Origin of the sequence: Sphingomonas immobilis, assembly GCF_030580995.1 — a bacterium.
Taxonomy (GTDB): Bacteria; Pseudomonadota; Alphaproteobacteria; order Sphingomonadales; family Sphingomonadaceae; genus Sphingomonas; species Sphingomonas immobilis.
The window spans coordinates 25,554-46,711 of the sequence record NZ_JAUQSZ010000017.1 but is presented as its reverse complement, the minus strand read 5'-3'; the positions used below and the strand labels follow the sequence as shown (position 1 = coordinate 46,711).

Genomic DNA, 21,158 nt, shown 5'->3' with positions numbered 1-21,158 from the left:
TATGGCGCGTGCGCTACACCATTGTTACGCTACGATGACGCGTGGGCAACAGGGGCCCGGCAGCGCGACAAACACGGGGGTGTTTCACATGGTCGATTTCTCGACACTCAGAGTCGTGCTCGCTTCCGGCTGCGCGTTCGCGGCGCTGGCCGCCACTCCCGCTTTCGCGCAAAGTACGCCAAGCGGCGCGACCGTGAAGGCGGACCCCGCGCGCGACGGAGCCGAAGATGCCGGCGCACCCGAAGTCCTCGTCACGGGCTCGCGCATCAAGCAGGATCCGAACAACAGCGCCTCGCCGCTGCAGATCATCACCGGCAAGGATTTCCTGCGCGAAGGCATCAACAGCCCCGAACAGCTCATCTCCTTCCTGTCGAGCAACGGCAACGGCGCGGACAATCTCGCGTCCAATTCGGATGTCGTCTCGGGTGGTGCGCGCGGCACCAACGGCCTGTCCGCCGCAAACCTGCGCGGGCAGGGCAGCGCCTCCACGCTCGTCCTGCTCAACGGCCGCCGCGTCGCCGCGCACGGCCTGCAGGGCTCGGCCGTCGACGTGAACCAGATCCCCTTCGCCGCGATCGAGCGTGTCGAGGTGCTGAAGGACGGCGCCTCGGCGATCTACGGCACCGATGCCGTCGGCGGCGTCATCAACTTCATCACCAAGACCGATTTCACCGGCGTCGATCTGTCGGGCTTCACCGATATCACCGAACTCGGCGACAGCCCGATCTACCGGCTGTCGGCGACGGCGGGCTACGGCAAGCTCGACGATCAGGGCTTCAACATCATGGGCGCGGTCAGCAAGAGCTGGAACGGCGCGCTCTACGGCCGCGACCGCGCGTTCCTCAACGGCAACCAGCCCAATCGCGGCCTGTCGATCGACACGCGCGGCACGCCGGTCGCCACCGCCTTCTCGATCAACCCGACCGCGGCGGGTGTCGGCATCACGCAGGGTGGTACGCTGCTCGGCGGAACGACAGGCGCGACCGCGCTGACCGGGCCGGGCTTCTTCATCCCCGGCACCACCACGCTGGCGACGGGCGGCGTCAACACGCTGCGCCTGCCGGGCGGGGCGGGCTGCACCTCGATGCCGGGCGGCATGAACTACGATTCGGCGCTGTTCAGCGTGCCGACTGCGGCGCTCGCCTGCGCGTGGGACACGGCCAGCGCCGCCGTGCTGCAGCAGCCGCTCGAAACGCTGACCTATTACGGCCGCGCGACCGCGCGGATCGGCGGCAGCCATACGATCTTCGCGGAAGTGACGGGATCGGACGCCGAGGCGCGCAAGATCTTCTCGAACAACCAGTATAGCGCCAACAACACCAACATGCCGATCGCCTACCCGCTCAACGGGCTGACGGCGCCGGTCTACAATGCGGTCTACAACAGCATCGTCGGCACGCTGCCCGGCATCGCCGCCAATTACGGCAAGCCGATCGCGTTCCGCTGGCGCTGCATCACCTGCGGCCCACGCGAGTATGTGACCAACACCCAGACCTTCCGCGCCGCGATCGGCATCGACGGCCCGTTGTTCACCGGCTGGGATTACCGCGCGGGCGGATCGTATGCGAGCAGCACGTCGAGCTCGACGCTCGGCACCGGCTATGTCTATCGCGGCGTGTTCGCGAGTGCGGCCGCCGCCGCCGCCTCGGGCATCGCCGGCGCGGTGGTGGGCGGTGCCGACCCGCGCGCGCCGACCGCACCGGGCGCGACCGCGCCCGGCATCGTCGGCCTGTTCAACAGCGGCATCATCAATCCCTTCTCGGTCACGCAGTCGCCGCAGGCGATGGCCGGGCTCGACGCGATCTCGGCCAAGGGCGTGAAGCTCTACGGCGGCAAGTACGAGGTGGTGCAGTTCGACGGCTCGGTCTCGGGCAAGCTGTTCCAGCTGCCCGGCGGCACGGTGCAACTCGCCTTCGGCGTGGATTACCGGCGCGAGACCTACAAGTTCGACGGATCGTCGGCGGGCGATCTGTCCTCGCCCGATATCTTCAACGTCGCGTTCGACAACGTCAACGCGCTCAGCCGCGTGTCGCGCGACGTGAAGGCGGCCTATGCCGAAATCCTGATCCCGGTGTTCAAGCAGCTCGAACTGAGCGCGGCGGGCCGCGTCGACGACTACACCGGCTTCGGATCGACCTTCAATCCGAAGTTCACCGCCAAGTTCCGCCCTGTCGAATGGCTGATGTTCCGCGGATCGTACAATACGGGTTTCCGCGTCCCCAGCTTCAACCAGATCTTCAACGGCGTCACGCAGTCGCCCAACCCCGGCACCAGCCTGGTCGATCCCACCACCTGCCCGTCGGGCGTGGTCGGCACCGGCGGCTGTGCTGCGATCACGCCGGATTCGCTGAGCGGCGGCAACCTCGGCCTCGGGCCGGAGACGTCGCAGCAATATAGCTTCGGTGCGGTGTTCCAGCCGTCGCGCCACCTCAGCCTGTCGGCGGATTTCTGGTCGATCGCGGTCGACAACGTCATCGGCACGATCACCATTCCGCAGCTTTTCCAGAACATCGGTGCCTTTTCGGACCGGATCACGCGGACGGGCGGTGTCATCACCCTCGTCGACCTGCGCACCGGCAATTTCGGGTCGCGCCGCACGCAGGGCCTCGAATTCTCCGGGCGCGGCGATATCGAGGCGCTGGGCGGGCGCTTCACTGGCGGCTTCGACGGCACTTTGCTGCTCGACAAGCGCGAGAAGCTGTTGCCGAACCTGCCCTATTCGAACCTGCTCGGCGTGTTCAGCCTGACAGGCGATCTCGGCCTGCGGCTGAAATACAATGCCTTCATCACCTACGAGCAGAATGATTTCGGCATCACTTTCTCGCAGATCTACCGGGACGGCTATCAGAACCAGGCGCTCAACGCCGGGTTGCTGACCGGCGCGTTCGTTCGCCCGGACTTCAATCCGCGGGTTGAGCCCTACATCACCTACAACCTCTCGATCACGCAGCGCGTGGCCGAGCGGTTCGTCTTGACGGCCGGCATCAAGAACATCTTCAACGTCGATCCGCCCTTCGCGATCGCCTATGACGGCAATCTCGGCGCCGGCGGCGGCGGCTGGGAACCCCGCGTCGGCGATCCGCGCGGCCGTTCGTTCACGATCAGCGTCGACGCGAAGTTCTAGGCCGGGGCGAGGGCCGGTTGTTCCGCCGCGTCCGCGTCCCTATCTGCGCGTCCAGCAAGGGGCGCACAGATGAATCCGATCCTATCCGTAAAAGGCGTGTCGAAGACATACGCCTCGGGCCAGCGCGCGCTCGAGCCTGTCGATCTGGAGATCAACAAGGGTGAGATCTTCGCGCTGCTCGGGCCGAACGGCGCGGGCAAGACGACGCTGATCAGCATCATCTGCGGCATCGTCACGCCGTCGTCGGGCACGATCACGGTGATGGGGCACGACGCGCTCCGGGAAACCCGCGCCGCGCGGATGCGCATCGGGCTGGTCCCGCAGGAACTGTCGGTCGATATGTTCGAAACGGTGCTGGCGACCGTCCGCTACAGCCGCCGCCTGTTCGGCCATCCCGGCCACGACGCCCATATCGAACAGGTGCTCCGCGACCTCTCGCTGTGGGACAAGCGAAACGCCAAGATCAAGGACTTGTCGGGCGGCATGAAACGCCGCGTGCTGATCGCGAAGGCGCTCTCTCACGAACCCGACATCCTCTTCCTCGACGAGCCCACCGCCGGCGTGGACGTGGCGCTGCGCCGCGATATGTGGAAGCTCGTACACCGCCTGCGCGAGAAGGGCACCACCATCATCCTGACGACGCACTATATCGAGGAGGCCGAGGAAATGGCCGATCGCGTCGGCGTGATCGACAAGGGCAAGATCATCCTCGTCGAGGAAAAGACCGAGCTGATGAAGAAGCTCGGCAAGCGCCAGATGCTGATCGCGCTGCAGGAGCCGATGGACGCAGTGCCGGGCGATCTCGCCGAATGGCACCTCGAACTCGCCGACGAGGGCCATACTTTGCGCTACGTGTTCGACGCGCAGGCCGAACGCACCGGCATCCCCTCGCTGCTGCGCAAGCTCGCCGAACTGGGCGTGGGCTTCAAGGATCTCGAGACGAGCAAATCTTCGCTCGAGGATATCTTCGTCGATCTCGTCGAACATCGGGAGCAGGCGGCATGAGCACGCCCCTCATCAACACCCACGGCATCTGGGCGATCTACCGCTTCGAGATGGCGCGCGCGCTGCGCACCCTGTGGCAGAGCCTCGCCGCGCCGGTGATCACCACCTCGCTCTATTTCGTCGTGTTCGGCGGCGCGATCGGGTCGCGCATCAGCAGCGTCGACGGGGTGAGCTATGGCAGCTTCCTCGTGCCCGGCCTCGTCATGCTCTCGCTGCTGACGCAGAGCATTTCGAATGCGTCGATCGGCATCTACTTCCCCAAATTCACCGGCACCGTGTTCGAACTGCTCTCCGCCCCCGTCACGCCGATGGAGATGGTGGCGGGTTTCGTCGGGGCGGCGGCGACCAAGTCGATCGCGCTCGGCCTCATCATCCTCGCGACCTCGGCGCTGTTTGTGCCGCTGCACATCGAACATCCCTGGGCGATGGTGGCGTTCCTGATCCTCACCAGCATCACCTTCAGCCTGTTCGGCTTCATCATCGGCATCTGGGCCAACGGGTTCGAACAGCTCTCGTTCGTGCCGTCGCTGTTGGTGACGCCGCTCACCTTCCTCGGCGGCGCGTTCTACTCGATCGACATGCTGCCGCCGGTGTGGCGGACGGTCAGCCTATTCAACCCGGTCGTCTACCTCGTCAGCGGTTTCCGCTGGAGCTTCTTCGGCAAGGGCGACGTCAGCATCGCGCTCAGCCTCGGCGTGACGGCGCTGTTCCTCGTCGGCAGTCTCATTGTGGTGGCGTGGATCTTCCGCACGGGTTGGCGGCTCAAGCAGTAGTCACTTCATTATCGGAAGGCTGATCCGCGACCCCGCGCACACCTTCTGCGTCGCCTTGACGAAATCGCCCGGCTTCGCGCGCGCGATGTTCGCCACGAAGGTTTGCGGATTGCGGTCGATCACCGGGAACCAGCTCGACTGGACCTGCACCATGATGCGGTGGCCCTTCTGAAAGACATGGTCGTGGTCGCGCAAAGCGACATCCCACGCGATCACCTTGCCGGGCACCAGCGGCTGCGGGTTCGTGTCGCTGGCGAGGAACCTGCCGCGCCGTACCTCCATCGCGATCGGCCATTGATAGCCGTTGAGCTGGCGCGTGTAGGCGCCAAGCGGGGCGGCGGCGTCGAATTGCTCGAAATTCTGCGGCAGCACGTCGATCAGCTTGACGACGAAATCGCTGTCGGTGCCGCTCGTGCTCGCCATCAGCGTCGCGGCGATCTTGCCCGTCACCGTCAGGTCGGCCGCCAGCGGTGCTGAAACATAGCTCAGCACGTCGGGCCGGTGATCGACGAAGCGCTGGTCCTCCGCCTCCCACCAGCGCCATTCGGGGCGCGGATAGGTCGGCGAGATCGGGCGCGGGCGGAACGGCACCGGATTGGCGGGATCGGACACGTAGTCCCGGCAGGCCTCGCCGGCTGCGGGGGCCTTGAAGCTCAGCGATCCGTCGTCGTGGAGATAGAGGTCGGTCGCGGTCGTGCCCTTGGGCGGCCATTGCCCATAGGTCTTCCAGACGTTCGATCCCGATTGCAGCATCTTCGCCTCGAAGGCGGGGCGCGGGCCCTTCTGGTGCAGCCAGTAGCGGAAAAACGGTGCCTGGATCTGGTCGAGGAACTCCGCCGCCGCATCGCGCCCGAGCGGGATATGCCCGAGCATGTCGCTGTCGCGCGCCCAGCCGCCATGCACCCACGGCCCCGCGACCATCTGCGCGAGGTGATCGGGGTCGTTCTCCTTCTGCCTGGCGTAGATCTGCCACGATCCCCACGGATCCTCCTGATCCCAGAAGCCCGCGACGTTGAGCGTCGGCACCGTCGTCCTGCCGAGCGTCTTGTGCCAGTTCTGATCGGTGTAGAAGGCGTCGTGATTTGGGTGATCAAGCAGCGCGCGCAGCATCGGCACCGATCCCTTGAAGTAGCGTGTGTCGAGGGTCTCGACCGGCCCGAGCGCGAGGAACCAGTCGTAAGTATCGACGGTGCCGTAATCGAACCGCTCGTTCTGCGTCTTGTCGACCTGCAGCGAGGAGACCCAGTCGGCGGTGTAGCTCAGCCGCAGCGCGCCGTTCCGATGGAGGTCGTCGTTCTGCCAGTAATCGACCCAGGCCGCCTGCGGGCTCACCGCCTTCAGCGCAGGGTGCGGATGCGCGAGCGAGATGCCGGCGGCAAGACCGGCATAGGATATGCCCCACATGCCGACGCGGCCGTTCGTGCCGGGCAGGTGCTTCACCAGCCAGTCGATCGAATCATAGGCGTCGGTGGCCTCGTCCACCGCCCCGGAATCAACGGCGCGGTCGTTCGGATGCACGGCGGTGGACAGCGTGAACACACCGTCCGATCCGAAGCGCCCGCGCATCGACTGGTAGACGAAGATATAGCCGTCCCTGACGAGCGCCTGCATCTCTGGGGAGGTCGCCTTGGGTGCCGACTGCGGTATGCCGTAAGGCGTCCGCTGGAACAGGATCGGCAGCGCGCCCTTCGCGTCCTTAGGGCGTATCACCACCGTTTCCATGCGCGCGCCGTCGCGCATCGGGATCATCACCTTTTCGAAGGTGAAGGGCGAGGCGTCGGCGACGCGCATCGCCGGCACGTCCTGCGCGGCGAACGTGGGCGCGGCACCAGAGAGAAGCAGCGGGGCAGCCAGCAGCGTTGCGAGGATTCTGAGGCGCATCGAAGTCTCCCAGTGCAGGCGCAAGCGTAGCGGCTTGATCCGCACGCGCAAAGGCGGTGAGATGCACCGATGAGCGCGATCACCTGCCGCCCCGCCACACCCGCCGATGCGGAGGCGATCGCCATTATCTACGCGCATCACGTCCTGCACGGCACGGCGACCTTCGACACCGCGCCTCGCGGAGTCGATGTCTGGGCCGACAAGATCGCCGAGGTCACCGCGCAGGGATGGCCGTTCCTGGCCGCGGAGCGGGAAGGGGCGGTGGCCGGCTACGCCTATGCCACGCAATTCCGCGACCGCGCCGCTTACGCGCGCTCGTGCGAGGACAGTATCTACATCGCCGCCGGTCTGCGCAGGTCGGGGATCGGCACCATTTTGCTGACGGCGCTGGTCGTCGCCGCGCGCGAGGCGGGCTTCCGCGAGATCGTCGCGGTCATCGGCGGGCCGGAACCGGCATCGGTGGCGCTCCACGCGAAATTGGGCTTCCGCGAGGCCGGGCGGCTCAGCAATATCGGCGAGAAATTCGGCCGGCTGCTCGACACGCTCTACATGCAGCGGAGCCTCTAGCCACAACCGTCGCCCCGGCGAAGGCCGGGGCCGCTGGATTTTGGGCAACAGGTCCGCGTCAAACGCAACGGCCCCGGCCTGCGCCGGGGCGACGGATCAGATTCGATGCTCGCCCTTCACCCAGCGCACCGTGCCCGACGACGCGCGCATCACCACGCTCTCGGTGGTCATCATGCCCTTCTTGCGCTTCACGCCTTCCAGCAGCGATCCGTCGGTCACGCCGGTCGCGGCGAAGATGCAGTCGCCCTTGGCCAGTTCGGTCAGGTCGTACTGCTTGTCGAGATCGGTGACGCCCCACTTGGCGGCACGCGCGCGCTCGTCGTCGTTGCGGAACAGCAGGCGGCCCTTGAACTGACCACCGACGCAGCGCAGCGCCGCCGCCGCCAGCACGCCTTCCGGTGCGCCGCCCGAGCCCATGTAGATATCGACCGTCGTGTCGGGGTTGGTCGTCGCGATCACGCCGGCCACGTCGCCGTCGCCGATCAGCATCACGCCGCAGCCGAGCGCGCGCAGCTCCGCGATCAGCTTCTCGTGGCGCGGGCGGTTGAGCACGCAGGCGACGATCAGCTTGGGATCGACGCCCTTCGCCGCGGCGACCGCCTTGACGTTCTCGGTCGGCGACTTGTCGAGGTCGATGATGCCGGCGGGGTAGCCCGGGCCGACCGCGATCTTTTCCATATAGACGTCGGGCGCGTTGAGCAGGTCGCCCTCGGCGGCGACGGCGAGCACGGCGAGGCTGTTCGGACCGCCGGTCGCGCAGATCGTCGTGCCTTCGAGCGGATCGAGCGCGATGTCGATCTTCGGCCCCTTGCCGATCGCCGAACCGACCTTCTCGCCGATGAACAGCATCGGTGCCTCGTCGCGCTCGCCCTCGCCGATCACGACGGTGCCGTCCATGTAGAGCTCGTTGAGCGCGGTCCGCATCGCATCGACCGCCGCCGCATCCGCCGCCTTCTCGTCGCCGTGGCCGATCAGGGTCGAGCAGGCGATCGCCGCCGCTTCGGTGACGCGCACCATTTCGAGGACGAGGACACGGTCGAGGACGTTGCTGACGGTCGCGTTGGGCATGGTTCGGTTTTTCCCCTTTGGCCTATCGAGTCGGATAGGCAGGCATTGTGACGTTGTCGATGCGATTCGGGCGCGTTTACGCCTCTACTTGCCCTTCGGTGGCGCGATCTGGAACATCAGCGGCCAGTTCTTGCCCGTCACGAACAGGCGGCGGCCCTTCGCGTCCCAGGCGATGCCGTTGGGCACGCTGTCCGCTCCGCTCACGCCGGCCTGACGGGTCAGCGCGCTGACGTCGATCCAGCCGACGACATGCCCGCTCGCCGGGTCGATCCGCGCGATCAGCTGCGTCTGCCAGATGTTGGCCAGCACCTCGCCGTCGACATATTCGAGCTCGTTGATCCGCTCGAGCGGATTGCCGTCGACCGTGACGGTTACGCGCTTGCGCACCTTCAGCGTCCTGGGATCGAGGAAGCGCAGCACCGGCGTCCCGTCCGACATGATGATGTCGTGCGCGTCCTTGGTCAGCGCCCAGCCTTCACCCGGATAGCGGAAGCTACCGAGCCGCTTGAAGCTCTTCACCGACCAGCGGAAGCCGACGCCGTTCTGCCACGTCAGGCTGATGATCTGGTCGCCCCAGTCGACGATGCCCTCGCCGAAATAGGCCGGCGAGATCGTCGCCTTCTGGTGGACTGTGCCGGTCTTGATATCGACGCGGCGAATGCTCGATCGCCCCTCGAGCCCGGTGCTCTCGTAGAGATCGCCGTCGCGGTAGAACAGCCCCTCGGTGTACGCGCCGGGATCGTGCGGGAAGTGCGCGATCACCTTCGCGGGTTCCAGCGGCAGCGGGGCAGGGGCCTGCCCGGTCAGCAGCAGGAGCCCGAGGAGCGCGAGCCGCCGCATCAGTCGCGCAGCAGCTCGTTGATGCTGGTCTTGCTGCGCGTCTGCGCGTCCACGCGCTTGACGATGACGGCGCAGTAGAGCGCGGGCTTGCCGTCCCCGCCGCCCAGCGTGCCGGGCACCACCACCGAATAGGGCGGCACCTTGCCCTGGAAGATTTCGCCGGTCGCGCGGTCGACGATCTTGGTCGATGCGCCGAGGTAGACGCCCATCGACAGCACCGCACCCTCGCCGACGCGCACGCCCTCGGCCACTTCGCTGCGCGCGCCGATGAACGCGCCGTCCTCGATGATGACCGGATCGGCCTGCAACGGCTCCAGCACGCCGCCGATGCCCGCGCCGCCCGACAGGTGTACGTTCCTGCCGATCTGCGCGCACGACCCCACCGTCGCCCAGGTATCGACCATCGTGCCCTCGCCGACATAGGCGCCGATGTTGACGAAGCTCGGCAGCAGCACCGCGCCCTTGCCGATGAAGCTCCCGCGCCGTGCGACCGCGCCCGACACAACGCGGAAACCGCCCGCGCGGAACTCCGCCTCGCCCCAGCCCGCGAACTTGGAGGGCACCTTGTCGAACGCCGGCGATCCGCCCGAGCCACCCTCGACCACGAAATTGTCGTTGAGCCGGAACGACAGCAGCACCGCCTTCTTGAGCCACTGGTTCACCGTCCAGCCGTCCGCCGTCGGCTCTGCGACGCGCGCCTTGCCGGCATCGAGCAGGCCGATCGCCGTGTCGACCGCATCGCGCACCGCGCCGGTCGTGGCGAAGCCGAGCGTGTCGCGCGCCTCCCAGGCGGCTTCGATCGTCGTCTGCAGGTCGTCGCTCATTCCAGAACCTCGTGAAGCCAGTGCGTGATGTCGTGCGTGGTGAAATGGATGAAGCTGCGGTCGGCGTCGGCCGCCTGTTCGGAACCGTTGTCGACCCACACCGTCGTCATGCCGATGGCGGCGGCGGGCGCGAGGTTGCGCGCCATGTCGTCGGCGAACAGGCTTTCGGCCGGATCGAGCCCGAAGGCGGCGCACAGCCCCGCATAGGCGGAGGCCTGCGGCTTGGGCTTCAGGTCCATCGCGTGAATGTCGTGTACCGCCTCGAAGGTCTCGCCGAGGCCGAGCCGCGCCAGCACGCGCGTCGCATAGGGGCCGTCGCCGTTGGTGAAGACGATCTTGCGCCCCGGCAGCTTGGCGATCGCGGCGGCGAGCGGGGCGTTCTCCTCCAGCACGTCCATCTCGATATCATGGACGTAATCGAGGAAATGGTGCGGATCGACGTCATGCTCGCGCATCAGCCCCGCAAGCGTCGTGCCGTGATCGAGGAAATAGCCCTTCTGGATGCGCCGCGCGTCCGCCCATTCGAGATCGAAGCGATCGGCGATATAGCCCGTCATCTTCGCGTCGATCTGGCTGAACAGGTCCGCGCTCGCCGGATAGAGCGTGTTGTCTAGATCGAAAATCCAGTTGCGGATATGGCCAAGGCGCGCAAGCATCGAGGGCGGCCTGTACGGCGTGCGCCGGGGATCGGCAACGTGAAACAGGCGGCGGCGCGCAAGGGAGGCGGCGTCAACCCGGGGTGCTTGCGGAATAGACTTTTTACGATTCGTTAACAAAAATCCGGCTCTGTATCAGTCAGCAAAGCGCGGCCTCGGGGGAGAATGTCATGATGGTGCGCGGCGTGAGTCGATCGTCGTTGCTGGCCGGGACGGCGCTCGTCATGTTCGCCTGTCTGTCCGCGTGCAGCGGCGGTGGCGGCGGCGGTGTCGGCAGCACGCCCGCGCCGACTCCGGCACCGAGCCCTTCGCCGAGCCCCAGCCCTTCGCCAAGCCCCAGTCCGTCGCCGAGCCCGACGCCCACGCCTGCGCCGACACCCACACCCACACCGACACCTACTCCGACACCAACACCGACACCAACACCGACACCAACACCGACACCAACACCGACACCAACTCCGACACCAACTCCGACCCCGACGCCGACCCCAACTCCGACGCCGACGCCGACGCCGACGCCGACGCCGACTCCGACACCCACCCCAACGCCAACTCCGACGCCAACGCCCAGCCCGATCAACTACGACACCGCCGAATATCGCGCGACCGCAGGCGCCGTCTCCGCCAACGCGCTGACGGCCTACAGCCACGGCGGCACCGGCGCGGGGATCGCGGTCGGCGTGATCGACAGCGGTATCGACTTGCAAAGCGCCGAGTTCGGTTCGCGCATCTCGTCGGCCTCCGCCAACGTCGCGGGCGGCACGACCGTCGATGACGAAGGCGGCCACGGCACCGCCGTCGCCTTCACCATCGCCGGGCGGCGCAACGACGCGGGCACGCACGGCATCGCCTTCGACGCGACGCTGATCGTCGCGCGCGCCGATACGCCGGGCACCTGCGCGACGATGGATGCCAAGGGCAATCCCGATTGCAAGTTCAACGACAGCTCGATCGCGCGCGGCGTCGATCTGGCGGTCGCCAACGGCGCGCGCGTCATCAATATGTCGCTCGGCGGCAGCGCACCCAATGCAACGCTGACCAATGCGATCGACCGCGCGACGGCGGCGGGCGTCATCATCGTCATCGCGGCGGGCAATGACGGCACCGTCAATCCCGATCCCTTCGCGGAGATCGCCAACCGCCCGCAGGCGCGCGGGCTCGTCATCATCGCCGGATCGGTCGGCGCGAACGATTCGCGAACCCCCGGTGCCGACGTCATCTCGACCTTCAGCGACCGCGCCGGCGACGGTGCCGCGCATTTCCTGACCGCGGTCGGCGAAAGCGTGCGCGCGCCCGACCAGAACAACGTCGCCTATCTCTGGTCCGGCACCTCCTTCTCCGCCCCGCAGATCGCCGGCGCCGCCGCCTTGCTCGCACAAGCCTTCCCGACGTTGACGAGTGCCCAGATCGTCAACCTGCTCTTCACCTCGGCGCGGGACGCGGGGGCGGCGGGGGTGGACCCTATCTACGGTCAGGGCGTGCTCGATCTGACGCGCGCCTTCTCGCCGATCGGCACGACGATGATCGCGGGCGTGCCCGCACCCGTGTCGCTCGGTTCGAACGCGATGCTGTCGGCACCGATGGGCGACGCGCACCAGGGGCCGCTCGGCGCGGTCATCCTCGACGGCTTCGGTCGCGCCTTTTCGGTCGATCTCGCCGGCACGATCAATCGCAGCGGGCCGGAGCGGACGCTCGCCGCCTCGCTCTCGTCGCGCACGCGCAACCTCTCGATCGCCTCGGGCAACATGACGATGGCGCTGACGGTGCAGCCCACCGCAGGCGGCGGCGTCTCGGTCGGGCGCTTGCAGCTCAGCGACGGGCAGGCGCGCACCGCCCGCGCGGTTGCCGGCATCATCACCAACCGGCTGACCCGTACTTCCAGCATCGCCTTCGGCTTTTCGGAAAGCGGCGCGGCTTTGTCGCAGACGCTCGGCGGCATCTCCGCGCCCGGTTTCCTCGTCGCGCAGGATCCGGTGCGCGGCGCGGGCTTCGACAGCGCGGTCAAGGCTTCGACCGCATACCGCCAGCAGCTCGGCCGCTACGGCTTGACCGCGACGGCGGAAAGCGGCGACGTGCTGTCGCGCGACGGCGACGCACTGCCTGCGGCGCGCGGCAACTACCGCCGCTTCGGCTACGATCGCACCGCGCTGACGCTAGACCGGCGTTTCGGCGGGCTGGCGCTGGCGGTGACGGGCAGCAACCTCAACGAACAGGGCTCGATGCTCGGCGCGCATTTCGGCAGCGGCCTGGGCGGCGCGCGCGCGTCGAGCTGGTTCCTCGATGCGGCGGCGCGGCTGGAGCTGGACGGCGGCTGGTCGCTCAGCGGGTCGCTGCGGCAGGGCTGGACCTTCGCCTCGGTCGGCGGCGGGCTCAGGGGCGGGGGCGTCCTCCGCACCAATGCCTTTGCCGCCGACATCGGCAAGAACGGCATATTCGGGCACGACAGTTTCGGCCTTCGCATCGCGCAGCCGCTGCGCGTGGCGAGCGGCGGGCTCGATCTCGTCCTGCCGACCGACTACGACTACGACACCGGCGCGGTCTCCGCCTGGGCGACGCAGCGCATCAATCTCGCCCCCACCGGCCGTGAGATCGACATGGAGGCGCGCTATTCGCGCCCCGTCTGGATCGGCAATCTGCAGACCAATCTGTTCGTGCGTCGCCAGCCGGGCAATTTCGCGCTGCTGCCGACCGATGTCGGCGGCGCGTTCCGGTGGTCGGCGGGCTTCTAGCGACGGAATATATCCGGCGGCGCGCGTTGCGGATCGTTACGGCGTCACCATATAGGGTCCATCGCGCCAAAGCTCCGGGCATGGCGTGACTGAGAGACGATATGCTCCCGCTCGAAAAGAGGGGTCTGCATGTCTCGCGCCATCAATCTCACCGTCACGCAAGCCGAAGTCGCCGCCATGTGTACGCGCCACAAGGTCGCGATCAGCGCGATCGAGGCGCTGCCCGCCGGCGGCACCCGCGTCGTCCTGAACAATGCGGACGACACCGCGGTGATCGCCAAGGCGTTCCGCACCAGCATCATCACCGGCACCGTCGCGCGCACCGCCTTCATGAGCCGCCGCGCCTGATCCGGCGGCGGGCCCGGTGCTCGCCGATTTTCCACCATCACGAAGGAACGTCTCATGGCGAAGGCCCAGAAGCGCGGAAACAAGGAAGTGCGCAAACCCAAGAAGGTGGAGGCCAAGGCCACCACGCCGCTGACCGTCGACAAGAACGCGGTCAAGCTCACGCAGAACAAGAGCAACTGATGCCGGCCGATCCCGCCGCCACTGCGGACACCGCCGAAGAGCCGTCGCTGTACGAGAAGAAATCGCCCGCGCGGCGGCAGTTCGGCCATCGCAAGGACCAGCCCCGGCTCTCCGCCGATCAGGCCGCACGGCAGGGGCGCGTCGTCTCCGCGGCGCTGCGATCCCTGCCGGCCGGTGCCGCGATGACCTTCCTCAACACGGATCAGGCCGGCCTCGGACGGCCGCTCGACCGCGCGATCGAAAGCATCGAGGGCCTTGCCGCCGTCGAGGCGGCACTCGCGCAGCAGGCGATCAACCGCAGCTGAGGCGCTTCCGGTGCGAGATCGGGGCTGGCGTTGCGCCCATCGCCGCCCCACATTCGCTCGCATGACCCCATATTCCCTCCTCGATCTCGTCCCCGTCGTGCAGGGCGGCAGCGTCGCGCAGTCGCTCGCCAATGCCGCCGATCTGGCGAAACATGCCGAACGCCTCGGCTTCACGCGCTACTGGACGGCGGAGCATCACGGCATGCCTGGCATCGCCAGCGCCGCTACCGCGGTCGTGCTCGGCCATGTCGCCGCCGCGACGGAGACGATCCGCGTCGGGGCGGGCGGCATCATGCTGCCCAATCACGCGCCTTTGCTGATCGCGGAGCAGTTCGGCACGCTCGACGCGCTGTTTCCGGGCCGCATCGACCTCGGCCTCGGCCGCGCGCCGGGATCGGACCAGCGCGTTGCGCAGGCGATGCGCCGCACGCTGCAGAGCGATCCCAACGCCTTCCCGCGCGACGTGCTCGAGCTGCAGAGCTATTTCGCCGATGACGGCCAGACCGGCATTTCCGCCACGCCGGGCGCGGGCGCGAAGGTCGATCTGTGGATCCTCGGCTCCAGCACCTTCGGCGCGCAGCTCGCGGCGATGCTGGGTCTGCCCTATGCCTTCGCCTCGCATTTTGCCCCGGATTCGCTGATGGATGCGATCCATATCTACCGACGCGACTTCAAACCCTCGGCGGTGCTCGACAAGCCGTATCTGATGGCGGGCTTCAACGTCATCACCGCCGATACGGACGAGGAGGCGGAATATCTCGCCAGCTCGCAGCAGCAGGCGTTCGTCGCGCTGCGCACCGGCACGCCGGGCCGCCTGCCGCCGCCGGTGCGCGGCTATCGCGAGACTTTGGGCGTACAGGGCAACGCTTTGCTCTCGCACGTGCTGCAATGCTCGGCGATCGGCGCGCCTGCCACCGTCGCGCGCGGCGTCGGGGATTTCATCGAGCGCACCGGCGTCGACGAGCTGATGCTGACGAGCATGATGTTCGATCACGACGCCCGCAAGCGCAGCCTGGAGATCGCGGCGGCCGTGATGCAGGATCTGAAGGTCGCGGCGTAACGCCGCACAAATCCGTTCGGGCTGAGCTTGTCGAAGCCCTGTCTTGGCACGAAGAAAGAACAGCACTTCGACAGGCTCAGTGCGAACGGAAACAAGGAGCCGGGATCAGTTGGCGGCGGGCAACCGCAGCCGCACGAGCAACCCGCCGAGATCCTCGCTCTCCTCGAGGCTGACCGTGCCCTCGTAGATCTCCGCCACGTCGCGCACGATCGCCATGCCGAGCCCGGTGCCGGGCTTGCCGGTGTCGAGCCGCACGCCGCGATCGAAGATGCGCACGCGCTGCTCCTCGGGGATGCCCGCGCCGTCGTCCTCGATCAGGAATTCGACGAAGCCGGCCAGCGCCCGCACCGTCACGAACACGCTGCCGCCACCGTATTTGGCGGCATTCTCGATCAGGTTGCCGAGCATCTCGTCGAGATCCTGCCGCTCGACATGAACCTGCAGATCCTTCGGCCCGTCGGCGTCGAAGCGGACGTGGCGATAGAGCCGCGACACCGCGCGCTCGACCGATTCGAGGCTCGGCCACACGTCGGCGCGGCTGTGCGCCGATCCGCGCCGCCCCACGGCGCGCGCGCGGGCGAGGTGATGATCGACCTGCCGCCGCATCGTCCGCGCCTCGCGGATCACCGTCTCGGCAAGATCCTCGCTCTGCGCGGTGGCGGCGTTCATGATGACCGTCAGCGGCGTCTTGAGCGCATGGGCGAGGTTGCCGGCGTGGCGGCGCGCTTCTTCCGCCTGGCGCTCGTTATGGTCGATCAGCGCATTGAGCTCCTCGACCATCGGCGCGACTTCGTTGGGCATCGCGCGCTCGACCTGTCGCGCCTTGCCCGCGCGCATCCGCGCGATCTCCTCGCGCACCTTGCGCAGCGGCCACAGGCCGTAGAAGGTCTGCAGGATCGCCAGCACGAACAGCCCGAGGCCGAGCATCGCGAAGCTCTTGAAGATCGTGCTGCGCAGCACCTTGATCTGCTCGTCCAGCCCCGCGCGCGTCTGCGCGACCTGGAAACGCCAGCGCACCTTGGACCCCGGCAGTTGCACGTCGCGCTCGACGATGCGCAGTGCCTCGTCGCGGAATTGCTTGCTGTCGTAATAATGCACGCCGAGGTCGTTGTGCTTGCCGCCGTAGGCCAGCCGCCGGTCCCACAAGGATCGCGACGGAAACGGCTCCTGCCCCGGCGCGCTGACCTGCCAGTAAAGCCCCGAATTGGGCTCCAGAAACCGCTGGTCGGCGGCTTCGCGCGTGAACATCACCTGCCCCTCGCCATCGATCTGCGACGCGAGGATCAGCGCGTTGAGGACATATTCGAGCTGGTCGTCGGCATTGCGCGTGACGGCGGCGCTCAGCACCCGGTCCAGCGCGAAACCGCCACCGGCCAGCAGCAGCAGGATCCACGCCGCCGCGATCACGATCATGCGGCGCGACAGCGATCCCGTCGTCCGCACGCGCGGGTGCGGGGTGGGGGGTGACGCGGCTACACCACCGTTCGCCCTGAGCTTGTCGAAGGGCTGTCCTTCTTCTGCCATCGTCAGAAAGAAGGACAGGGCTTCGACAGGCTCAGCCCGAACGGGAAAGAGCGAGTCATCTTATGCAGGCTCTTCGAGGCTGTACCCCAGCCCCCGGATCGTGGTGATCACATCCTGCCCAAGCTTCTTGCGGATGCGCGTGACGAACACCTCGATCGTGTTCGAATCGCGGTCGAAATCCTGGTCGTAGATATGCTCGATCAGCTCGGTGCGGCTCACCACCTTGCCCTTGTGATGCAGCAGATAGCTGAGCAGCTTATACTCCTGCGCGGTCAGCTTCACCGGCTCGCCCGCCAGCGTCACCTTGCCGCTGCGCGTGTCGAGCCGCACGTCGCCCGCCGTCAGCTCCGACGAGGCATTGCCCGATGCGCGGCGGATCAGCGCGCGCAGCCGCGCGATCAGCTCTTCCGACTGGAACGGCTTGGCGACATAATCGTCGGCGCCTGCGTCAAGCCCGGCGACCTTGTCGGACCAGCTGTCGCGCGCCGTCAGCACGAGGACGGGCATCGTCTTGCCCTCCTTGCGCCAGCGGTCGAGCACGGTCAGCCCGTCCACCTCGGGCAGGCCGAGATCAAGCACGACCGCGTCGTAATTCTCGGTGGAGCCGAGGAAATGCCCCTCCTCGCCATCGGTCGCGAGGTCGATGGCATAGCCCGCGCCTTCGAGCGTGTTCTTCAGCTGCTGGCCCAGATTCGGTTCGTCCTCGACGATCAGAACGCGCATGTCAGTCCCCTTGCTATTCTCGCTCAGCGCCCGGTGCGGCCGACGACCTGCCCCGAGCGGCCATCCACCTCGACCCAGATGACGACGCCATCGCGCACGAACTTGAGCGTGTAAATGGCCGTTTCGGCCTCGAAGTCGAAGCCGAGATACTGGCTGCCCGGCATGCTCGGCACGACGCGCTGCTCGATCTCGCGCAGCGGCAGGATGCGGCCCTGCCGGCGCGCATCGAACGCCTCGCGCTGGTCGCGGCGCTGCTCCCCGGCATCCGCGGGAGGCGCAGAGGCGGCGGCGAACAACAGGGAGAATGCTAGGGCGACGGGCATCTTCATGGGGTGTCGCATAGGGGGGGTGCGTTGAATAGCCTATGAATGGGAAGGGCGCTTGGTGTTCAGTAACGGCCGATACCCTTTCGCGCGTTCCTCCTCAGGACGAACGGGGAAGGGCGGCCGGGCGTGCGCGTGGCCCTCGCTTTAGCTGCGCTAAGGCGTTAGGGGCGCACGCCTATGGCCGCACCAATACTCGCATATGAAAACCTTGGCGTCATCCAGGGCTCCGGCTGGCTGTTCCAGGGCCTCGATCTCCACATCGGCGCGCGCGACCGGCTGGCGCTGATCGGGCGCAACGGCGCGGGCAAGACGACGCTGCTGAAGCTGATCGGCGGAATCATCGACAGCGACGAGGGCCGCCGCACGATCGTGCCCGGCACGCGCGTGATCCTGCTGGAGCAGGAGCCCGATCTGCGCGCCTTTCCGACGCTGCGCGATTACGTGCTCGCCGGCGACGACGCGCCGCAGCCCTATGAGGCGGACGCCATCGCCGATCAGCTCGGCATCGATCTCTCCCGCGAATCCGCCAGCGCCTCGGGCGGCGAGCGCCGCCGCGCCGCCATCGTCCGCGCGCTCGCGCTCGATCCCGACGTGCTGCTGCTCGACGAGCCGACCAACCATCTCGACATTGCCGCGATCGAATGGCTGGAGGACTGGCTCTCGCGCTTTCGCGGCGCCTTCGTCGTCATCAGCCACGACCGCGCCTTCCTCACGCGCCTCACCAAGCAGACCTTGTGGCTCGATCGCGGGCTGCTCCGCCGCGCCGAGATCGGCTTCGGCGGCTTCGATGCCTGGACGGAAGCAGTCTATGCGGAGGAGGAGCGCAACGCCCAGAAGCTCGACGCCAAGCTCAAGATCGAGGAGCATTGGCTGCTGCGCGGCGTCACCGGCCGCAGGCGGCGCAACCAGGGCCGCCTGACCAAGCTCAAGGAGATGCGCGCCGAACGCGCCGCGATGATCGGCCCGCAGGGGGCCGCCAACCTCACGATCGGCACCGACGACGCGAAGAGCAAGGTCGTGATCGACGCCAAACACGTCTCCAAGGCGTTCGGCGCGCGCAAGATCATCGACGACCTCACGCTGCGCATCACGCGCAAGGACCGCATCGGCATCGTCGGCGCGAACGGCGCGGGCAAGTCGACGCTGCTCAAGTTGCTGACCGGCGAGCTGGAGCCCGACAGCGGCCACATCCGTTTCGCCAAGACGATCGAGGCGATCGTCATCGATCAGCAGCGCACCAAGATGGCGCCGGAAAAGACGGTGCGCGACGTGCTCTCAGACGGCGGCGATTGGGTCGACGTGCAGGGGGTGCGCAAGCACGTCATCGGCTATCTCAAGGATTTCCTGTTCGACGGCAGCATGATCGACGCCAAGATCGGCACGCTGTCGGGCGGCGAACGCTCGCGCCTGCTGCTCGCGCGCGAATTCGCCCGGCCGTCGAACCTGCTGGTGCTCGACGAGCCGACCAACGACCTCGACCTCGAAACGCTCGATCTGCTGCAGGACGTGATCGGCGACTACGACGGCACCGTGCTGATCGTCAGCCACGACCGCGATTTCCTCGATCGCACCGTGACGGTGACGCTCGGGCTCGACGGATCGGGCAGCGTCGATGTCGTCGCGGGCGGCTATGAGGATTGGGCGAAGCGCCGCAAGCTGCGCGCGAGCGGCGGCGGCAAGCCCGGCCCGCGCAAGGTCGAGCCGACCGCACCGCCACCTCCGCCGCCGCGCGTGAAGCTCAGCTACAAGGACCAGCGCGATTTCGAGCTGCTGCCGAAGCGGATCGAGGAACTCGACGGCACCATCGTCCGCGACGAGGCGCTGCTCGCCGATCCGGCACTCTACACCAAGGATTTCCCGCGCTTCGAGAAGCTGACGAAAGCGATCGAAGCCGCCCGCGCGGAGAAGGAAGCGGCCGAGTTGCGCTGGCTGGAACTGGCGGAAATGGTCGAGGGCACGGCTTAGGTTTCGCCGACGCCACCTTCTTCCCCCCTCCCGCCTTCGCGGGAGGGGCAGGGGAGGGTCTTCTTCTTCGCGTGGTCGGCGAAAAGAAGAAGACCCTCACCGACTACGACTAGGCCCGCATGAAGAATGCGGACCAAGTCTCCGTAGCCTCTCCCGCGAAGGCGGGAGAGGGCAAACAAGGCCACTGTCCTACACGCCGCCGATCTGCGACAGTCGCCGTCGCTCTTTCTTATCGCCGGCTACCTCCATCGAAACGCGGCCTTGCGGGCAACCGCGATGCGCGTTCGCGATCGGTGCAATTTTGGAAACGATCGCGCCTTACATTTTCGATTCAGGCGTCAATCTGTCAAGCGAGCTATCACTCTAGAGCGTCGTCATTCCGCCAGCGCCCGCCCGTTTCGTCCTGCAAGATCAACGATATAATGCCAGGCTACGCGCCCCGACCGGCTGCCGCGCCTGGTCGCCCACCCCACCGCCTCCTGCGCGTCAAAGGGCAGGCCGTGCGCCTCGGCATAGCCGCGCACGATGGCGAGATAGGCGTCCTGATCGATGACATGGAAGCCGAGGCTCAGCCCGAATCGATCCGCCAGCGCGAGATTGTCGTCCACCACGTCGCGCGGATTGATCGCGGAGGATTGCTCCTCGATGTCTCGCGGCACGAGGTGGCGGCGGTTCGAGGTGACGAACAGCCGCGCGTTGGCGGGCCGCGCCTCCGCCCCGCCGTCGAGCATCGATCGCAGCGCGCGCGCGTCGCTCGCCGCGTCGAAGCCGAGATCGTCGATGAAGATCGCGAAGGCGCGGGCGGCGCCGGCGATATCGGCGAACAGCGCGGGCAGGCTGTCGAGCCCGCCGCCCGGCACCTCGACCAGCGCGAGATTGCCGCCCGCCTGTTGCACCGCGCCGACGCACGCCTTGACCAACGCCGACTTGCCCGTCCCGCGCGCGCCCCACAGCAGCACGTCGTGCGCCGCAGCACCCGTCGCCAGCCGGCTGAGCGTATCGAACAGCGCGGCCTTCTGCGCCTCCAGCCCGTAGAGCGCGTCGAGCGGCTGCGGCGCGAACGCGCGCGCTGCGGTCAGCGCCCCGCCACGCCAGACATAGGCCGGATGCGCGAGCGGGTCGGCGGGCTGCGGGCGCGGCGGCGACAGCCGCTCCAGCGCCGCCGCGATACGGTCCAGGGGGTCGGCTGTGGAAGGAGATTCGGTCATGCGCTTCCTTTACCGTTCGGGCTGAGCTTGTCGAAGCCCTGCCCTTTCT

General features: G+C 67.4%; 20 protein-coding genes. 10 read left to right on the top strand and 10 right to left on the bottom strand.

Going from position 1 to position 21,158, the window contains the following annotated elements; translation table 11 throughout:
* Positions 1–88 precede the first annotated feature (88 nt).
* From Q5H94_RS19595 to Q5H94_RS19585, 3 genes are all read left to right on the top strand, one after another.
* Entirely contained in the window at positions 89–3,124 is a 3,036-nt protein-coding gene (locus Q5H94_RS19595; RefSeq protein ID WP_304562944.1) for a TonB-dependent receptor domain-containing protein, read from the top strand.
* Positions 3,125–3,193: 69 nt separating this feature from the next.
* The gene (locus tag Q5H94_RS19590) at positions 3,194–4,129 is read left to right on the top strand and encodes an ABC transporter ATP-binding protein (RefSeq protein WP_304562943.1); all 936 of its coding nucleotides are present in this window, start codon (positions 3,194–3,196) and stop codon (positions 4,127–4,129) included.
* Positions 4,126–4,902 (top strand): ABC transporter permease, encoded by a 777-nt coding sequence (locus Q5H94_RS19585; protein WP_304562942.1) that lies wholly within the window; start codon positions 4,126–4,128, stop codon positions 4,900–4,902. Before Q5H94_RS19590 ends, Q5H94_RS19585 begins: the two co-directional genes overlap by 4 nt.
* On the opposite strand, the gene Q5H94_RS19580 is transcribed toward Q5H94_RS19585, so the two are convergent.
* The gene (locus Q5H94_RS19580; protein ID WP_304562941.1) at positions 4,903–6,783 is read right to left on the bottom strand and encodes a CocE/NonD family hydrolase; all 1,881 of its coding nucleotides are present in this window, start codon (positions 6,781–6,783) and stop codon (positions 4,903–4,905) included.
* 69 nt (positions 6,784–6,852) lie between these two features.
* On the opposite strand from Q5H94_RS19580, the gene Q5H94_RS19575 reads away from it, so the two are divergent.
* Positions 6,853–7,350, top strand: coding sequence for a GNAT family N-acetyltransferase (locus Q5H94_RS19575; RefSeq protein ID WP_304562940.1), 498 nt, complete (start codon positions 6,853–6,855; stop codon positions 7,348–7,350).
* Between the two features lie 96 nt (positions 7,351–7,446).
* Here the strand turns inward: Q5H94_RS19575 and glpX are convergent, their stop codons facing one another.
* The 5 genes from glpX to Q5H94_RS19550 form a co-directional block, all read right to left on the bottom strand.
* Positions 7,447–8,418 (bottom strand): class II fructose-bisphosphatase, encoded by a 972-nt coding sequence (glpX, locus tag Q5H94_RS19570; RefSeq protein ID WP_304562939.1) that lies wholly within the window; start codon positions 8,416–8,418, stop codon positions 7,447–7,449.
* 84 nt (positions 8,419–8,502) lie between these two features.
* Positions 8,503–9,258 carry a glutaminyl-peptide cyclotransferase gene (locus Q5H94_RS19565; protein WP_304562938.1) on the bottom strand — a complete coding sequence of 252 codons (756 nt, stop codon included), beginning with the start codon at positions 9,256–9,258 and terminating at the stop codon, positions 8,503–8,505.
* Positions 9,258–10,082, bottom strand: coding sequence for a 2,3,4,5-tetrahydropyridine-2,6-dicarboxylate N-succinyltransferase (gene dapD / locus Q5H94_RS19560; protein ID WP_304562937.1), 825 nt, complete (start codon positions 10,080–10,082; stop codon positions 9,258–9,260). The genes Q5H94_RS19565 and dapD overlap by 1 nt, the downstream gene beginning before the upstream one ends.
* On the bottom strand, positions 10,079–10,738 hold the full coding sequence (locus Q5H94_RS19555; RefSeq protein ID WP_304562936.1) for a pyrimidine 5'-nucleotidase: 660 nt from the start codon (positions 10,736–10,738) through the stop codon (positions 10,079–10,081). The genes dapD and Q5H94_RS19555 overlap by 4 nt, the downstream gene beginning before the upstream one ends.
* Before the next feature lie 139 nt (positions 10,739–10,877).
* Positions 10,878–11,102 carry a hypothetical protein gene (locus Q5H94_RS19550; RefSeq protein WP_304562988.1) on the bottom strand — a complete coding sequence of 75 codons (225 nt, stop codon included), beginning with the start codon at positions 11,100–11,102 and terminating at the stop codon, positions 10,878–10,880.
* 214 nt (positions 11,103–11,316) lie between these two features.
* Here Q5H94_RS19550 and Q5H94_RS19545 point away from each other — a divergent pair, with 214 nt between their 5' ends.
* From Q5H94_RS19545 to Q5H94_RS19525, 5 genes are all read left to right on the top strand, one after another.
* Positions 11,317–13,470, top strand: coding sequence for a S8 family peptidase (locus tag Q5H94_RS19545; RefSeq protein ID WP_304562986.1), 2,154 nt, complete (start codon positions 11,317–11,319; stop codon positions 13,468–13,470).
* A gap of 129 nt (positions 13,471–13,599) precedes the next feature.
* Positions 13,600–13,818, top strand: a complete 219-nt coding sequence (locus Q5H94_RS19540; protein WP_304562935.1) for a hypothetical protein — start codon at positions 13,600–13,602, stop codon at positions 13,816–13,818.
* Between the two features lie 54 nt (positions 13,819–13,872).
* On the top strand, positions 13,873–13,998 hold the full coding sequence (locus Q5H94_RS19535) for a hypothetical protein (protein WP_304562934.1): 126 nt from the start codon (positions 13,873–13,875) through the stop codon (positions 13,996–13,998).
* Positions 13,998–14,303 carry a hypothetical protein gene (locus Q5H94_RS19530; RefSeq protein WP_304562933.1) on the top strand — a complete coding sequence of 102 codons (306 nt, stop codon included), beginning with the start codon at positions 13,998–14,000 and terminating at the stop codon, positions 14,301–14,303. Before Q5H94_RS19535 ends, Q5H94_RS19530 begins: the two co-directional genes overlap by 1 nt.
* Before the next feature lie 61 nt (positions 14,304–14,364).
* Complete coding sequence (locus Q5H94_RS19525) at positions 14,365–15,363, top strand: LLM class flavin-dependent oxidoreductase (protein WP_304562932.1); 999 nt, start codon at positions 14,365–14,367, stop codon at positions 15,361–15,363.
* A 105-nt stretch (positions 15,364–15,468) separates the two neighbouring features.
* Here Q5H94_RS19525 and Q5H94_RS19520 read toward each other — a convergent pair whose 3' ends face one another.
* The 3 genes from Q5H94_RS19520 to Q5H94_RS19510 form a co-directional block, all read right to left on the bottom strand.
* Positions 15,469–16,776: a sensor histidine kinase gene (locus Q5H94_RS19520; RefSeq protein WP_304562985.1), complete on the bottom strand. Its 1,308-nt coding sequence runs from the start codon at positions 16,774–16,776 to the stop codon at positions 15,469–15,471.
* Between the two features lie 171 nt (positions 16,777–16,947).
* Positions 16,948–17,610 carry a response regulator transcription factor gene (locus Q5H94_RS19515; RefSeq protein WP_304562931.1) on the bottom strand — a complete coding sequence of 221 codons (663 nt, stop codon included), beginning with the start codon at positions 17,608–17,610 and terminating at the stop codon, positions 16,948–16,950.
* A gap of 23 nt (positions 17,611–17,633) precedes the next feature.
* Positions 17,634–17,939: a hypothetical protein gene (locus Q5H94_RS19510; RefSeq protein ID WP_304562930.1), complete on the bottom strand. Its 306-nt coding sequence runs from the start codon at positions 17,937–17,939 to the stop codon at positions 17,634–17,636.
* A gap of 174 nt (positions 17,940–18,113) precedes the next feature.
* Here Q5H94_RS19510 and Q5H94_RS19505 point away from each other — a divergent pair, with 174 nt between their 5' ends.
* Positions 18,114–19,901, top strand: a complete 1,788-nt coding sequence (locus tag Q5H94_RS19505; RefSeq protein WP_304562929.1) for an ABC-F family ATP-binding cassette domain-containing protein — start codon at positions 18,114–18,116, stop codon at positions 19,899–19,901.
* 374 nt (positions 19,902–20,275) lie between these two features.
* Here the strand turns inward: Q5H94_RS19505 and Q5H94_RS19500 are convergent, their stop codons facing one another.
* Positions 20,276–21,109, bottom strand: coding sequence for an ATP-binding protein (locus tag Q5H94_RS19500; protein ID WP_304562928.1), 834 nt, complete (start codon positions 21,107–21,109; stop codon positions 20,276–20,278).
* Between the last annotated feature and the right edge of the window lie 49 nt (positions 21,110–21,158).